Annotated in this window: 13 protein-coding genes; 7 read left to right on the forward strand and 6 right to left on the reverse strand. The window is 71.9% G+C overall.

The window, feature by feature from the left end; all coding sequences use genetic code 11:
* Positions 1–362 precede the first annotated feature (362 nt).
* The gene (gene ssgD / locus ACFPZJ_RS17770) at positions 363–779 is read left to right on the forward strand and encodes a spore wall synthesis regulator SsgD (protein WP_381022240.1); all 417 of its coding nucleotides are present in this window, start codon (positions 363–365) and stop codon (positions 777–779) included.
* Here the strand turns inward: ssgD and ACFPZJ_RS17775 are convergent.
* Entirely contained in the window at positions 776–1612 is an 837-nt protein-coding gene (locus tag ACFPZJ_RS17775) for an isocitrate lyase/PEP mutase family protein (protein ID WP_381022242.1), read from the reverse strand. The genes ssgD and ACFPZJ_RS17775 overlap by 4 nt on opposite strands.
* Before the next feature lie 61 nt (positions 1613–1673).
* A complete protein-coding gene (locus tag ACFPZJ_RS17780; RefSeq protein ID WP_381022243.1) occupies positions 1674–2345 on the reverse strand; it encodes a GOLPH3/VPS74 family protein in 672 nt (223 codons plus the stop codon).
* A 316-nt stretch (positions 2346–2661) separates the two neighbouring features.
* Between ACFPZJ_RS17780 and ACFPZJ_RS17785 the strand changes: the two genes are divergently transcribed.
* From ACFPZJ_RS17785 to ACFPZJ_RS17800, 4 genes are all read left to right on the forward strand, one after another.
* Entirely contained in the window at positions 2662–4287 is a 1626-nt protein-coding gene (locus ACFPZJ_RS17785) for an ABC-F family ATP-binding cassette domain-containing protein (RefSeq protein ID WP_381022244.1), read from the forward strand.
* 10 nt (positions 4288–4297) lie between these two features.
* Complete coding sequence (locus tag ACFPZJ_RS17790; RefSeq protein WP_381022246.1) at positions 4298–6619, forward strand: ATP-binding cassette domain-containing protein; 2322 nt, start codon at positions 4298–4300, stop codon at positions 6617–6619.
* Positions 6620–6836: 217 nt separating this feature from the next.
* Positions 6837–7613, forward strand: coding sequence for a dimethylargininase (ddaH, locus tag ACFPZJ_RS17795; protein ID WP_381022247.1), 777 nt, complete (start codon positions 6837–6839; stop codon positions 7611–7613).
* A 216-nt stretch (positions 7614–7829) separates the two neighbouring features.
* A complete protein-coding gene (locus tag ACFPZJ_RS17800) occupies positions 7830–8804 on the forward strand; it encodes an acyl-ACP desaturase (protein WP_381022248.1) in 975 nt (324 codons plus the stop codon).
* Positions 8805–8868: 64 nt separating this feature from the next.
* Here the strand turns inward: ACFPZJ_RS17800 and ACFPZJ_RS17805 are convergent, their stop codons facing one another.
* From ACFPZJ_RS17805 to ACFPZJ_RS17815, 3 genes are all read right to left on the reverse strand, one after another.
* Positions 8869–9168, reverse strand: a complete 300-nt coding sequence (locus ACFPZJ_RS17805; RefSeq protein ID WP_381022249.1) for a WhiB family transcriptional regulator — start codon at positions 9166–9168, stop codon at positions 8869–8871.
* 235 nt (positions 9169–9403) lie between these two features.
* A complete protein-coding gene (locus ACFPZJ_RS17810) occupies positions 9404–10195 on the reverse strand; it encodes a VOC family protein (RefSeq protein ID WP_381022250.1) in 792 nt (263 codons plus the stop codon).
* 163 nt (positions 10196–10358) lie between these two features.
* Positions 10359–11438, reverse strand: a complete 1080-nt coding sequence (locus ACFPZJ_RS17815) for a LacI family DNA-binding transcriptional regulator (protein WP_381022252.1) — start codon at positions 11436–11438, stop codon at positions 10359–10361.
* Between the two features lie 420 nt (positions 11439–11858).
* Between ACFPZJ_RS17815 and ACFPZJ_RS17820 the strand changes: the two genes are divergently transcribed.
* Positions 11859–12194, forward strand: coding sequence for a hypothetical protein (locus ACFPZJ_RS17820; RefSeq protein WP_381022253.1), 336 nt, complete (start codon positions 11859–11861; stop codon positions 12192–12194).
* 299 nt (positions 12195–12493) lie between these two features.
* Here ACFPZJ_RS17820 and ACFPZJ_RS17825 read toward each other — a convergent pair whose 3' ends face one another.
* Positions 12494–13450, reverse strand: a complete 957-nt coding sequence (locus tag ACFPZJ_RS17825; RefSeq protein WP_381022254.1) for a multicopper oxidase domain-containing protein — start codon at positions 13448–13450, stop codon at positions 12494–12496.
* 196 nt (positions 13451–13646) lie between these two features.
* Here ACFPZJ_RS17825 and ACFPZJ_RS17830 point away from each other — a divergent pair, with 196 nt between their 5' ends.
* Positions 13647–16127, forward strand: a complete 2481-nt coding sequence (locus ACFPZJ_RS17830; RefSeq protein ID WP_381022256.1) for a ThuA domain-containing protein — start codon at positions 13647–13649, stop codon at positions 16125–16127.
* The last annotated feature ends 20 nt before the right edge of the window (positions 16128–16147 follow it).

Genomic DNA, 16147 nt, shown 5'->3' on the forward strand with positions numbered 1-16147 from the left:
CCAGCGCCGCCGCGCAGACCGCCGCCGCGATCCCCCTGCGCCGGGTCCGCCCCGCCCCCTGTTGTGTCGCGGCCCCTCGCGTGCTCGTGCGTCGCGTGCTCCCCAAGCGCCTCATGGCGGGCGAAGCTAGCCCACCGCCCCGGTGCCGTCCAGAGGCCCTCGCGCGGCCGACCGGTGGGCCGCCGGGCGCCACAAGTGCCCTGCGCGTCACGGGAGGAGAGCCACGCCACTCGTGTGCATGAACGCGGTGATGGAGGTCACTCGCCTTTCGTGTGCACGGATTGGCTGATTCCGTCGTCTCTTCCAGTGCCCCGGCCCGATCCGCCCGGAAGTCCGTCCAGCCGTCACGAGGGAGCAAGGTGTTGTCCACCGTCATCGAGCAGCCCGTTGAGGCCCGCCTCGTCGCCGCCGCACCGCGTATGCCGAGCATTCCCGCCACGCTGCACTACGACCGGCGCGATCCGTTCGCCGTCCGCATGACCTTCCCCGCGCCGGCCACCCTGGAGGGCGTGGAGGTCTGCTGGACCTTCGCCCGTGAGCTGCTCGCCGCGGGACTGCGCGGAGCCGAGGGCCACGGCGACGTGCGCGTGCGGCCCTACGGATACGACCGCACCGTCCTGGAGTTCCACGCCCCCGAGGGCACCGCCGTCGTGCATGTCCGTTCCGGCGAGGTGCGCCGGTTCCTGGAGGCCACGAGCGAGCTGGTGCCGGTCGGCCTGGAGCACCTGCAGCTCGACCTGGACCACGACTTGGCGGAGCTGATGCGGGACGCCTGCTAACGGGTCCGGTCGAACAGGGTGTTGAGGGCCCCGTAGTCGAGCCCGCCCTCCAGCGACTCGTACGTCCCCGCGCCCAGCAGCTCCCGCGCGGCGCGGCGGACCAGGGCGTGCGCGGCCTGGGCGATGACGGATCCGACGCTCACCCGGGCGACCCCCAGCGAGGCCAGCTCGGCGACCGGCGGCGCGCCGGGCCCCGCCATCACGTTCAGCGGCCCGTCGACGCCGTCGGCGAGCTCCTTCACGGTCCCCGGGTCGACGGCCCCGGGGACGAAGATCCCGTCGGCGCCCGCGGCGCGGAAGGCGGCGGCCCGCTCCAGGGTGGGGTCCACTCCCCCGGCCCCGCGCAGGAACGTGTCGATCCGGGCGTTCACGAACAGCGGCACGCCCGCCGCGTCGGCCGCCTCCCGGGCGGCTGCGATGCGTTCGGCCTGCTCGGTGACGGGCCGCAGCGGCCCGTTCGCGCCGTCGTGCGCGGCGTCCTCGATGTTCACCCCGACGGCGCCCGCGGCGAGTACCGCGCGCACGGTGTCGGCGAGCCCCGCCGGGTCCTCGGCGTAGCCGCTCTCGATGTCCGCGCTGACGGGCACCCGGACCGCGTCCGCGATGCGGGCGACGGCGGCCAGGGCCCGGTCGCGGTCCAGCCGGTCGCCGTCCGCCGCGCCCAGCGCCCAGGCGAGCCCGGCGCTGGTGGTGGCCACGGCCGTGGCGCCCGCGTCCTCGACCAGACGGGCGCTGGCGGTGTCCCAGGCGTTCGGCAGGACGAGCGGGTTGCCCGGCACGTGCAGGGCGCGGAAGACCAGGGCGTGGTCGCGGAGGGTGGTGGGGTTCGTCATGCGGGCCACTCAACCAGCCGGGCGGGGGCGGTGGCTGGCAGGAATCCGACATGAACGCCCCTCAGCCGCCGGCCGTCGGGGAGGCCGCAAGGACTGCCGCGGCCAGGGCCGCGCGCACCTCGGGCACGGCCGTCCGCAGCGTGGCCGTCGCCGTCCCGCTCCGTTCGGCCAGCCGCTCCAGACGCTCGTGGTAGGGGGCGCGCTCCTTGGCGGGCAGCAGCGTGTGCAGCTCCGCGGCGGCGGCCAGCACGACGACGGCCGCGTCCCCGCGGGACACGCCAGTCACCGGTTCGGGCCCCTGGAGGACCTGCCGTGCCTCGGTGCGCAGCGCCTCCACGGCACCGACGCGTTCCAGGACGTGCTCCACGGACGGGAACACCCCGAGGACCCGCTTCTTCTCCGCCCGCAGATACCCCTCGGCCACCAGCTGCTCCCGGACGGCGTCGAGCGTGACCTGCGCCCGCAGGGTCACCCAGGTGTGCCAGCGGTGCGGCAGGGACTCGTGGACGAGTTCCAGCAGCCCGTCCAGGACCGCGTCCCCGGTGCGGGAGTCCAGGTCGAGCGGCGTGACGATGCCGTCGTCGTCGGTGAGCAGCCCGCGCTGGGCCAGTTCGATGAGCGCCCCGGCCCTGACCAGGGCGGGGAGCTGGGCGGCCCGGGTGACCTCCAGCCTCGCGGTGTCCCAGGCCAGCAGGTACAGACGGGCCGGCAGCGAGAGCGAGCCGTTGGGCACAGGGGCCTCCTCGGGGCGGTGAGGAAAGGGACGACGGTAATGCGTTGACAGCCTTCCGCCCTCCTCGTACGGTGTACGACGGTTCTGTTGCCGTCGATTGGAGAAGGACGTTGCTCGTCTGAGGTCCTGAGACACCGCGTCACACCGGTGAGGTGTGTGCGTCGCGTGCGACCTCGGCGTTCGAGCCGTCCTTGCGGAGCAGGGCCTTTCTCGTGCCCGGCATGCCCAGGGCTACTCCTTCCGGTCGTCGGTCGCCGTCCCGCGGTGTCTCGATACGCGTGTGCCCCTGACCGCATCAAGCAACCGCGAGGCCCGCATGTCTCCTTCCATCAGCTGTACCTCCCTCTCCTTCGCCTGGCCCGACGGCACCCCCGTCTTCGACGGTCTCGACGTCTCCTTCGGCCCCGGCCGGACCGGGCTCGTCGGGGTCAACGGGTCGGGGAAATCCACCCTGTTGAAGCTCATCGCCGGAGAGCTCGCCCCGGCCGACGGCACCGTCCGCGTCACCGGCGAGGTCGGCTGCCTCCCGCAGAACGTCACCCTCGACACCGCCCTCCGGGTCGACGAGGCCCTCGGCATCGCCGCACAGCGCGCCGCGCTGCACGCCATCGAGGCGGGCGATGCGGCCGAGGAGCACTTCGAGACCCTCGGCGACGACTGGGACGTCGAGGAGCGCGCCCTGGCGACCCTAGGGGAACTGGGCCTGGGACACGTCGCGCTGGACCGCACCGTCGGCGAAATCTCGGGCGGCGAGTCGGTGCTGCTCCGGCTGGCCGCGCTGCTGCTGCGCCGCCCGGACGTCCTGCTGCTCGACGAGCCCACCAACAACCTCGACCTGTACGCCCGCGGGCGGCTGTACGCGGCCGTCGAGTCCTGGCCGGGCGTGATGGTCGTGGTCAGCCACGACCGCGAACTGCTCGAACGGGTCGACCAGATCGCCGATCTGCGTTCCGGGGAGATCGCCTGGTACGGCGGCAACTACTCGGCCTACGAGGAGGCGCTCGCCGTCGAGCAGGAGGCGGCCGAGCGCATGGTGCGGGTCGCCGAGGCGGACTTGCGCAAGCAGAAGCGCGAACTGGCCGACGCCCAGGTCAAGCTGGCCCGCCGCAAGCGGTACGGGCAAAAGATGTGGGACCAGAAGCGCGAACCGAAGATCGTCATGGGGGCGCGCAAGCGCGCGGCGCAGGAGTCTGCGGGCAAGCACCGGATCATGCACGAGGAGAAGCTCGCCGAGGCCAGGGAGCGTCTCGACGAGGCGGTGGAGGCCGTCCGGGACGAGGACGAGATCCGGGTCGACCTGCCGTACACGGCGGTACCGGCGGGCCGCGCCGTGCTCACCCTGCGGGACCTCCACCTGGCGTACGGCGCACGCGTCGAGGGCGGCTTCGACGTGCACGGCCCGGAGCGCATCGCGCTGATCGGGCGCAACGGCGCGGGCAAGACGACGCTGCTGCGCACGATCGCCGGGGAGCTCCGGGCGGTGTCGGGCGAGGCGACGGCGCACGTGCCGATGCGGTTCCTGCCGCAGCGGCTCGACGTCCTCGACGGCGAGCTGAGCGTCGCCGAGAACGTGGCCCGGTTCGCGCCGGACGCCACCAACAACCGGATCAGGGCCCGGCTCGCCCGCTTCCTGTTCCGGGGCGCCCGCGCCGACCAGAAGGCGGCGACGCTGTCCGGCGGCGAACGCTTCCGGGCCGCGCTGGCCGCGTTGATGCTGGCGGAGCCGGCACCGCAGCTGCTCATGCTGGACGAGCCGACCAACAACCTCGACATGGCCAGCGTCCGTCAGCTCACCACGGCCCTGGACTCCTACGAGGGCGCGCTGCTCGTGGCCAGCCACGACCTGCCGTTCCTGGAGTCGGTCGGCATCACCCGCTGGCTGCTGCTGGAGGACGGAGAACTGAAGGAAATCACGCCAGAGGCTGTCGGGTTTCCCGCCTAGCGTCGGCGGCATGACCGCGTACACGACCGAGCACGCCCACGACATCGCGCGCACGCACGATGTCATCACCCTGACCGGAGCCAGGGAGAACAACCTCAGGGACGTCACCCTCCGCATCCCGAAAGGCCGGCTGACCGTGTTCACCGGCCTTTCGGGATCGGGGAAGTCATCGATCGTCCTCGACACGATCGCGGTGGAGTCGCAGCGCCAGCTCAACGAGACGTTCACCTGGTTCGTCCGCAACCGGCTGCCCAAGTACGAACGGCCGCACGCGGACGCCATCGAGGACCTCTCCCCCGCGATCGTCGTCGACCAGCGGCCGATCGGCGGCCACTCGCGGTCGACGGTCGGCACGATGACCGACGTCTACTCGGTGATCAGGGTGCTGTTCTCCCGGCACGGCACCCCGAGCGCCGGGCCGGCGACCGCGTACTCGTTCAACGACCCGTCGGGCATGTGCCCCGAGTGCGACGGGCTCGGGCGGACGGTGCGGCCCGACTGGGACCGCATCCTGGACCCGGAGCGTTCCCTGGCCGACGGGGCGGTCCGGTTCCCGCCGTTCGCCGCGGGGACCTGGCAGGGGCAGGCGTACACCAACAACGACGAACTGGACCCGCACAAGCCGGTGGGGCGGTTCACCGCGGCCGAGCGGGAGTTCCTGATGCGTGGCAGGCCCGGCAGCCAGGTCACCGTCAACGGCAGCGGCGGCACCTGGACCACCGAGTACGAGGGCCTCGCCGACCGCTTCGAGCGGCTGTACCTGAAGCGGGACCTGTCGGCGATGAGCCAGAAGACCCGCGACCTCGTACGGCAGTTCCTGGCCGAGGGCACCTGCCCGGCCTGCCACGGGGCGCGGCTCAACGCGGCGGCCCTCGCCACCCGCGTCAACGGCCTGTCGATCGCCGACTGCGTCCGCATGCAGGTCACCGACCTGATCACCGTGCTCAAGGAGATCGACGACCCGGTCGCCCGCCCGATCGCCTCGGCCGCCATCGCCGCACTCGAACGCATCGAGGCGATCGGCCTCGGCTACCTCAGCCTCGACCGGGAGACCTCCACCCTGTCCGGCGGCGAGGGGCAGCGGCTGAAGACGGTGCGGCATCTCGGCTCCAGCCTGACCGGGATGACGTACATCTTCGACGAGCCCAGCGTCGGGCTGCACCCGCGCGATGTGGGCCGCCTCGGCGACCTGCTGCTGCGGCTGCGCGACAAGGGCAACACCGTGCTGGTCGTCGAGCACGACCCGGACGTGATCGCGCTGGCCGACCACGTCGTCGACATGGGGCCGGGCGCCGGCGCCGAGGGCGGGCGGGTGGTGTTCGAGGGGACGCCTGCGGAGCTGGCGGCGTCGGGCACCGCGACCGGGCGGTGCCTGGGCCGCCGTACCGCCGTAAAGGAGGAGGTGCGCGAGGCGGCAGGCGAGCTGTGGGTGAGGGACGCCGGCCGGCACAACCTGCGGGACGTGACCGTGCGGTTCCCGACCGGGGTGCTCACCGCGGTCACCGGGGTCGCCGGGTCGGGGAAGAGCTCCCTGGTCCGGGAGTTCACCGCGGCGCACCCCGAGGCCGTGGTCGTCGACCAGTCGTCGATCGGGATCTCCGCCAGGTCCACCCCGGCGACGTACCTCGGGATCATGGACACGGTACGGAGGATCTTCGCCCGGCGGACGGGAAGGGAGCCGGGCCTGTTCAGCTTCAACTCCGGCGGTGCCTGCGCCACCTGTGAGGGGCGCGGCATCATATACACCGACCTCGCCTTCATGGACCCGGTGACCACGACCTGCCACGACTGCGAGGGGCGGCGCTTCAGGGACGAGGTGCTGCGCCTGACCGTGCGCGGCCGGTCCATCGCCGAAATTCTGAAGATGACGGCCGAGCAGGCCCTGGACTTCTTCGACGACCCGGGCGTACGCCGCCGACTGCGCGCCCTGCGGGACGTGGGCCTGACGTATCTCACGCTGGGTCAGCCGTTGTCGACGCTCTCCGGCGGTGAGCGCCAGCGCATCAAGCTGGCGACCCGGCTGCACCGTACCGGCGCGGTGTACGTCCTGGACGAACCGACGACCGGGCTGCACATGGCGGACGTGGACGGACTCGTCGCGCTGCTGGACCGGCTGGTGGACGCGGGCAACACCGTCATCGTCGTCGAACACCACCTGGAGGTCGTCGCCCGGGCCGACTGGGTGATCGACCTCGGCCCGGACGGCGGCAAGGACGGCGGGCGGGTCGTCTTCGAGGGCACACCCCGCGCCCTCCTGGCAGCCGACGGCTCCATCACGGGCGAGCACCTGCGCCGGGCGGTGACCGGGGCCGGGCCCGCGCCGCGCCGGTGAGCCGCTGCCCGACGCGCTCCGCGCCGGGCTCGGCTCCAAGCCCCGGCCGCGAACCTCCCACGTTTGCGCCCTGAGGGGCACGAAGGGCTCCCCCTGGGGTGACTTCGCCCGGAATGGCCTTGCATGATGGTCGGCCGACGCCCGGCGGGTTCCGGACGATCCCGGAAGCCCCGTCGGCACGGTCCCGACACGTCCCATCCGATACGGAGTCACGCTCGTGCCCAGCAAGAAGGCCCTCGTCCGCCGTCCCAGCCCCCGCCTGGCCGAAGGCCTGGTGACGCACATCGAGCGGGAGAAGGTCGACGTCGACCTCGCGGTCGAGCAGTGGGAGGCCTATGTGAAGGCCCTGCGCACGCACGGCTGGGAGACGGTCGAGGTGGAACCGGCCGACGACTGCCCCGACTCGGTGTTCGTCGAGGACACGGTGGTGCTCTACAAGAACGTGGCGTTGATCACGCGCCCGGGCGCCGAGTCCCGGCGGGACGAGACCGCCGGGGTCGAGGAGGCGGTGGCCGGCCTGGGCTGCTCGGTCAACTGGATATGGGAGCCGGGCACCCTGGAGGGCGGCGACGTTCTGAAGATCGGCGACACGGTGTACGTCGGCCGGGGCGGGCGCACCAACGCGGCCGGGGTGCAGCAGCTGCGGGCCGCCTTCGAGCCGCTCGGCGCGCGGGTGGTCGCCGTGCCGGTGAGCAAGGTGCTGCACCTGAAGTCGGCGGTGACGGCGCTGCCGGACGGGACGGTCATCGGGCGCATCCCGAAGATGGACGTGCCGTCGTTGTTCGCCCGCTTCCTGCCGGTGCCCGAGGAGTCCGGCTCGCACGTGGTGCTGCTGGGCGGTGACAAGCTGCTGCTCGCGGCGAGCGCCCCGAAGACCGCCGAGCTGTTCGCGGACCTCGGGTACGAACCGGTCGTCGTGGACATCAGTGAGTTCGAGAAGCTCGAAGGCTGTGTGACATGTCTCTCGGTGCGGCTGCGGGAGCTGTACGCCTGAGGGGGTGGTCCGATCCCCGTTCGACCCTGGGACCTGCGACTCCCGGGCGGTTCGGCGCGCCCAGGACCGGCTGGGGGAACACCGGCTGATCAGCAATCTTTACAGCACCCTTAACCTACGGCTTCGTAACCTACGGATTCGTAGCCTACGATTCCGTAGGCTGCCGGCCCCGCTCGCCGGCCCGTGCCCGTTTGTCTGCAGTCCCCTGGAGTTCCCGTGACGATTACTTCCCCGCACCCCGGCAGCCCCTCCGTCTGGACCGATGCCCGGCTGCTGTACGCCTTGGAGGAAGTGGTCGAGAAGGAACTCAACCGGCATCTGCAGGTGGCCAAGGACTGGATGCCGCACGAGTACGTGCCGTGGAGCGACGGCCGTAACTTCCCCGGCCTCTTCGAGGACGGCGAGGCCTGGGAGAAGGAGCAGTCGAAGGTCACCGAGATCGGCCGGATCGCGCTGGTGGTGAACCTGCTCACCGAGGACAACCTGCCCAGCTACCACCACGAGATCGCCTCCCTGTTCGGCCGGGACGGCGCCTGGGGCACCTGGGTGCACCGCTGGACGGCGGAGGAGGGTCGGCACGGCATCGTGATGCGGGACTACCTGCTCACCTCGCGCGCCGTGGACCCTGACAAGCTGGAGCAGTTCCGCATGGCGCACATGAGCGAGGGATTCGAGCACGACCACCGGCACTCGATGCTGCACTCGGTCGCCTACGTCGCCTTCCAGGAGCTGGCCACCCGCATCTCGCACCGCAACACCGGCCACCAGTCCGGCGACCCGGTCTGCGACCGCATGCTGGCCCGCATCGCGACCGACGAGAACCTCCACATGGTCTTCTACCGCAACCTGCTCAAGGCGGCCTTCGAACTGGCGCCGGACCTGACCATGCAGGCCGTGCGGGACGTCGTGGTGAACTTCCGGATGCCCGGCCACGGCATCCCCGGCTTCGAGCGGGCCGCCGCGCAGATGGCGATCGGCGAGGTCTACAACCTGCGCATCCACCACGACGACGTGCTCCAGCCGGTGCTGCGCTTCCTGAAGGTCATGGAGATCGACGGCCTGGGCCCGGACGGCCGTAAGGCGCAGGAGGAGCTCGGCCTGTTCATGGGCGGACTGGACGCCGAGGCGAGCAAGTTCGACGAGAAGCTGGCCGCCCGCAAGGCCCGGATGGCGGCCCGCGCGGGGGCCTGACCACCTCGCGAACGGGGCGGGGCAGGGCGGCCCCGGGCGCACCCGGCGGGGCGGCCGTACCGGCCTACGAGCCGTGCGACCAGCGAGACGTGCGGCGCAGTTCCAGCCGTTCCTTCTCCGACAGGCCGCCCCAGACGCCGAAGCGCTCGTCGTTGTCGAGCGCGTACTCCAGGCAGGCCGAGCGGATGGGGCACATGCCGCAGATCCGCTTGGCCTCCCGCACTGAGCTGCCCGGCTCGGGGAAGAAGAAGTCCGCGCCGGTCTGCGCGCACAGCGCCTCGCCCTGCCAGGCGAGATCGGGCGACGTGATCGTTTCGATGTGCATGGCCAGCAGCGTGCCGTGCTGCGAAAAACGTTCACTCAACGCGGGATCAACGCCTCGGCGGTGCGAGCGCCCAGGCAGCGCCTCACCGGGGCGTGGCAGGACCGTACGATCATGTGCCCGCCGGTCGGGGGAACGCACGGCGGCGCGCCGGGCATCGTCCACCGACGGCACGCGGCGGCCTTCCGGCGCCGCCGCCCGCCGTCGGCGGCGCGCCCGCACGGGCCTGTGCCCGCCAAGGCCCTTGTCCGCACCGGCCGGGGCCGTCGGCCGAGCGTCAGTCCTGCTCCTGATCGCACATGAGTACCGCGAAGCGCGCGCCGTACGGGTCCTGGAGCTTGGCGACGCGGCCCACTCCGGGCACGGACGTGGCGGGCATGCGCACCGTGCCGCCGAGTTCCCCGGCCCGGGCGACCACGGCGTCCGTGTCCTCGACCGCGAAGTAGGGCAGCCAGTACGGCCTCGACTCGGCTTCCGTGGGGTCGTCGGCGAGGGGCACCAGGCCGCCGAACACGGCGTCCTCGTCCGTGCCCGCGGGGTTCACGCAGGTGTAGACGCCGCCGGGGAACGGGACGCCGAAGGTCTCCCAGCCGAGCACGGAGTGGTAGAAGGCGGCGGCGCGGGCGACGTCCAGGGTGTACAGCTCCACCCAGCACAGCGAGCCCGGCTCGCCGGCCATCTCGACGCCGGGGAGCCGAGCCGGCTGCCAGATCCCGAAGGGCACGCCCGTCTGGTCGGCGAGGATCGCCATCCGGCCCTGGCCCAGCACGTCCATGGGCGCCAGGGGCACGGCGCCCCGGGCCTGTGCGGCCGCCTCGACCGTGGCGTCCGCGTCGCGGCTGTGGAAGTACACGGTCCACGAGGGCGGACCCTGCTCCGGCGTGGTCTGCATGCCACCCGCGACGGTCCTGCCGCCGAGCTGGAAGAAGCCGTAGCCGCCGGCGTCGGGGCCCGCGGACCGGAACCGCCAGCCGAACAGGTCTCCGTAGAAGGACGAGGCACCCTCGATGTCGGCCGTGCCGACATCGACCCAGTTCGGAGCGCCGTTGACGAATCGGGTGGTGAGCATGGTGCCCTCCTGCGCGAGGTCCCGTGTGCCTGCTCTGCCGAGTCTCGCACCGCCCACCGACAGGCGCCGTCGGAGCGGGTGCCGTGCCACGCCGCGCTGTTCCGATCGCCTCCGCGCGCTCCCTGACGGCTGAGAGGCGCGCCGGGCGTGCCGGCCGGGGGCGTCAGGCCGTGGCCCGCCGCACGAGTGTCGTCGGCAGGACCACACTGGACGGGGTGCCTCCCACTCCCTCCTCCTGCGTGGCGTGCCGGTCCAGGCCGCGCAGCAGCAGGCGGGCCATCAGGCGGCCCATCGTCTCGATGTCCTGCCGGACCGTCGTCAGCGGCGGATCGGTCTGTTCGGCGACGGGCAGCATGTCGTCGAAGCCGACCACCGCGACGTCGTCCGGCACCCGCCGCCCGTGCTGGCGCAGCACCCGCAGCGCGCCCGCGGCCATCAGGTCGTTCGCGGCGAACACCGCGTCCAGGTCGGGACAGCGGTCGAGGAGCTCCCGCATCGCGCGTTCGCCGCCGCCCGGGGTGAAGTCGCCCTCCGCCACGAGCCGCGGGTCGGCGTCGACCATGACGTCCCGGTAGCCGTCGAGCCGGTCCGCCGCCGAGGTCTGGTCGAGGGCGCCGGTGATGTGCGCGATCCGGGTACGGCCGAGACCGGCCAGGTGCCGTACGGCCTCACGGGCGCCGCCACGGTTGTCGCTGTCCACGTACACCGGGGTGGGAGTCGCGCCTGCTCGCCCGGGGCCGCAGCCGTGCGGGAGCAGGCCGTCGCTCCAGCCCGGCCGGCCGCCGAACACGGTCGGCACCCCGGCGCGGTGGATCAGCTCGGGGAGCGGGTCGTCCAGATGCAGCGAGAACACCAGCGCGCCGTCGACATGGCCGCCCGCGAGATAGCGGCCCACGCGCGCGTGGTCGTCGCGGCCCTCGGTGAGCAGCAGCACGAGCTGGTTGTCGTGGGCCGTCAGCTCCTTGCTGATCCCCCGGAGCTGCTGGGCGAAGAAGGGGTCGGAGAAGACACGGGTCTCGGGTTCGGCGATGACGACGGCGACGGCGTCGTGCCGCTTCGTCACCAGGCTGCGGGCGGCCTGGTTGGGGACGTAGCCGAGTTCCTCCACCGCCTGCCGCACCCGCTCGACGAGGGGTTCGCGCACGCCGTCCGCGCCGTTGACGACACGGGACACGGTGGCCCGCGACACGCCGGCCCGCGCGGCCACGGCCTCCAGCGTGGGGCGGGGCGCTGTCTCGGTCACTTCGGGCTCCTCCAGGCGGTTGTGGATCAGGATAGCCCTGGCCGGCCCGGCGGGTGAGAGCGCTCTCCTCAAGGGAAACGCCTTGCGAGACCCGCCGAGGTCTGGGGCGACGATCCCGCCTGAGACGAGAAGGGCTCGTGCCGAGCAAGCCCCCGCGGACATCGCCCGGCAAGCCCCTGCGGACACCGCACCCCACGCCCAACTGCCCTTCGGACCCCGGGACCGGCCCATCGCCCACAGCACGGTCGGCGCGTACGGCCGTGCGCACTGGGTGCTCACGGAGGGGGGCCGGACTCAGGCCGGACGGAGTCGTACGACGCGCCGGCGGTCACCGTCGGACACGGCCGCGTCGACGAGACGCACCTCGGCGCGGTGCGGGGGCGATTTCCCCGGGCGGAGGCCCTGCCGGACGGGGGTTTCGTGATCGCGGACGGCGGCTTCACGATCGCTGGCGTCGGCTACCGCAGGCACGGACAGCAGCGGGACGAGCACCAAGTTCACGTCTTCGACGCTCTGGGCCGGTGCACAAGGGCGTTCCGCGTCGGGGAGACCGTCGACCACCTCGTGGCCGACGAGGCGGGCGCTCTGTGGGGCGGCCACCGCACCGGGGCCGCCCTCGACGGCGGGGGCGGCCCCGGCGACGCCCCCGTGGAGCCGACCGGGCCTGCGCCGTTGGAGCAGCACCGGGGAACCGCTGTGGGCGTACGGCCCGGTGCCGGGCGGACCGGCTCACCGCCTGCTCACGTCCGCTCCTGAGCGAGCCCGCCCCTCAGCCGGCAGGTCGGTCCGCTGCCCCCTGCCGCAGCGCCCCGTCCCGCTACGCCCACCAGTACCGCCGCACATCGATGTGCTCGGGGCACTCCGCGCGCCACGGCAGCACGTCACACCCAGCAGGTCACAACTAGGACGTCACACCCAGCAGGTCACGCCCAGCAGGTCACACCCAGCACGTCACAGCAACACGTCACCGAGCGCGGTGGCCACGGCCCCGGCAGGCCGACCGTCCAAGGAGCCACTGTCCACGCGGGTCGGCCAGGGGCACCCGCCTACGCCCGTCAGTGGTCGTGGCCGGGACCGTGCGGGTCGTGGCCGGGGATCGTCCCGTCCTGCTTCTTCACCAGGAACAGTCCGACCATGCCCATGTCGGAGTGGCTCTGGACATGGCAGTGGTACATCCAGGCCCCCGCGCCGACCCCCTCCCCCGCGATGACCTGGAAGCCGAAGGAGTCCGCCGGACCCACGATCTTGTTGTCGACGACCTGGCTGGGGTCGTCGGGGCCGGTCAGCATGCCGGTGCGGTTGTCGGCCCAGCGGTGCCCGTGCATGTGGAACGTGTGGTAGTACTCGCCGTGCGTGATCACCACGAACTCGACGCGGTCGCCCACGGTGGCCTCGAAGTCCGGGCCGCTGTGCGCCGGCTTGTTGTTGATCAGCATGTCGTTGAAGACGATCGTGTGCGTCCGGTCCGGCAGCACGTCGCCCTTGCGGCGGACGATCACCGGACCGTACAGGCCCTTGCGGATGCCGCCCGTGCCGTGTTCCGTTCCGACGACGTGGTCGTGGTAGTGCCAGTAACCCGCGCTGCCCGCCCGCCAGGTGCCGTCCTTGCGGCGTCCCGGGGCGTGGGTGCGCCACGTGTAGGTGCGGGTGCCGCCGGGTTCGACGTCGCTCTTGTTGAGCCTGGTGCCGTCGCTGGAGATCTCGTAATCCAGGCCGTGGACGTGCAGACTCACGGGGATGTCCATCGTGTTCTCGAACTCGATGTGCAGCGTGTCGCCCTCGTTGAGCTCGATCAGCGGACCGGGCACGGTCGCCCGGCCCTTCTCCAGGCCGTAGCCCATCTGCCCGCCGGGGAGCTTCTCGGCGTACAGCTTGATGCGTCTGACCTCGCCGCCGGCCGGTGCCGTCCTGGCCGGCCCGCCCTCACCGGCGGCCTCGGGGGCCAGCGACAACGATGTCGCGACGGCCGCACCGCCGAGCAGTACGCGCCGGTTGAAGCTGCGTCTGTCCATGCGAACTCCCCACCCTGGTACGGACCTTGCGGGCTGCGCGAGACGTGGCTGTCATGAACCTGTGAGACAGTACCGGCCAGTTGGCGGTTTATCCACAGTCAGGACAAAGTTCGTTCCATTGCGGTCATACCTATTGGCGAGTGACGCAAAGAGGTCTAGCTTCCTTGGCGCCGTTGCTGTGACCGAGGAGGTGCCCATGCACTTACGAGGGTTGAGCACAACACGACGGGCCTGGGCGGCCACCGTGACCGCCACCGTCGTCGCCGGACTGCTGACGGCTCCGGCCGCGAGCGCACGCCCGGCCCCCGACCCACCCCTGACAACGATGTCGATCAAGTCGCCGCCGGGCGGCGCGAACGTACGTGTCCTCGTGTTCCACGGCTCGGCCGCGGCCGGGGAGGAGTCGCCGGTCGTCAACGCCGGGATCGAGGCGATCGAGCGGATCGGGCTCTCCGGACCGGCGAACCAGCGGTTCAAGGTCGAAGCCACCGACGACGCCTCGGTGTTCACCGACGACAGGAAGCTCGGCCGCTACAACGCCGTCGTCTTCCTGACGGGCGGCGGCGACGTGCTGGACCCCGAGCAGGAGGCGGGTCTCGAGGCCTACATGGAGGCCGGCGGCGGTTTCGTCGGCATCCATGACGCGGCACGCGCGGAGCCCTACTCGGAGTGGTTCACCGGGCTCGTCGGTGCCCGGCCGGCCGCCTCCGGCCCGGCTGACGTGCAGCGCGCCACCGTCGAGGTCGGCGACCGTCAGCATCCGGCCACCAAGGAGCTGCCGCTCCAGTGGAAGCGTGCCGACCGGTGGCTGAACTGGGTGAAGAACCCCTCGGGTCAGGTGCACACGGTCGCCCGGGTCCGGGAGTCGACCTACCGGCCGGGGGCGAGCGCCAACGGCTGGGACCATCCGGTCAGCTGGTGCCGTGACTACGACGGCGGCCGCTCCTTCTACACCGGCATGGGCGGCACGGTGTCGTCGTACGACGAGACGGACTTCCGCGCCCATCTGCGCGGCGCCCTGCTGTGGACGACGCGCCTGGTGCGGGCCGACTGCAAGGCGACCATCACCGGCCACTACAAGGCGGAGCGGCTCACCCCGCCCAACCAGCCGGGGCACAACGACCAGATCGGTGAGCCGCACGGCCTGGTCACCGCGCCGGACGGCCGGGTGTTCTACATCGGCCGGGGCGGGGCCGACTCCTCCCAGCCGGTGGTCACCGACTGGAACAACCCCGACATCGGCAAGGGCAGGGGTCAGATCCACGTCTACGACCCGAAGACGAAGAAGGTGACACTCGCCGGGGAGTTGACGGTCTTCGGCAACAAGGGCGGCGGCGACGAGTTGGTCAAGGTCGAGGAGGGCCTGCTCGGCATCGAGCTGGACCCGCGGTTCCAGGAGAACGGCTGGGTGTACCTGCACTACACCCCCCACTCCCGGATCGACCGCGACACGCGCATGGCCGAGCGCCGCGTCTCCCGCTTCACGCTCGACCTCGCCACCAACAAACTCGATCTGGGCAGCGAGAAGGTGCTGCTGAAGTGGCCGGTCCAGATCCACAGTTGCTGCCACGCGGGCGGCGGGCTGGCCTGGGACTCGCGGGGCAACCTGTACATCGCCACCGGCGACAACAACTCCAGTGGTTTCAGCGGAGGTTACTCCGGCAACAACCCCGAGCCGAACTACAAGGGCGTCTCCTTCGCGGACGCGCGCCGCACCGCCGGCAACACCAACAACCTCAACGGCAAGATCCTGCGCATCCACCCGGAGCCGGACGGCACGTACACCCTCCCCGAGGGCAACCTGTTCACCGGCGAGGAGACCGACGAGGGCGGCGGCAAGACGCGCGGCGAGATCTACGTGATGGGCGTACGGAACCCGGCGCGCATCTTCGTCGACCGGACCACCGACGTGCTGTACGCGGGCTGGGTCGGCCCGGACGCCTCGGCGCCGTCCCCCGTCTGGGGTCCGGCGAAGTACGACACGTTCGCCGTCGTCACCGAGGCGGGCAACCGGGGCTGGCCGTACTGCATGGGCAACAAGCAGCCCTACCGGGACCGCAACCTGCCCGATCCGTCCCGGCCGCTGGGCTGGTACGACTGCGACCACCCGAAGAACGAGTCGCCGAACAACGACGGCCTGGTCAACCTGCCGCCGGTCACCGGCAACAACATCTGGTACTCCCCGCAGGGCGGTGCCCCGGACTACCCGCGCGACGCGAACGGCGTCCCCTCCTACAAGCCGGAGGAGGCCGCCTATCGGCTGCCCTGGCTCAAGGGCGGCGGGCAGGCCGCGATGAACGGGCCGGTCTACCGCCACGACCAGGTCGCGGCCACCAGTGACGTCAAGTGGCCGGCGTACTGGGACGGCAAGTGGTTCGTCGGCGACTTCTACGACGGCGACCAGCCGCGCAACGCGGTGCTGATGGATCCGAGGACCCAGGGCGACGGCGGACTGCCCGTCCACGCGGAGTCGCTGAAGAAGATCGTGCCGGTCGGCAACGACGGCATCAGGAACCTCATGGACTGGAGGTTCGGTCCGGACGGCGCCCTGTACGTGCTCGACTACGGCCGTGGCTTCTTCACCTCCGACTCCCGGTCGGCGCTGTGGCGGGTGACCTACACGGGCGGCGGGCCGACCCCGGCCGCCGATCATCTGGCGAGGGAGACACAGCAGTGACGCCGCAGCGAAGAGTGTGG

It is taken from the genome of Streptomyces bullii (genome assembly GCF_042657145.1).
In the GTDB taxonomy this organism is placed as follows: domain Bacteria; phylum Actinomycetota; class Actinomycetes; order Streptomycetales; family Streptomycetaceae; genus Streptomyces; species Streptomyces bullii.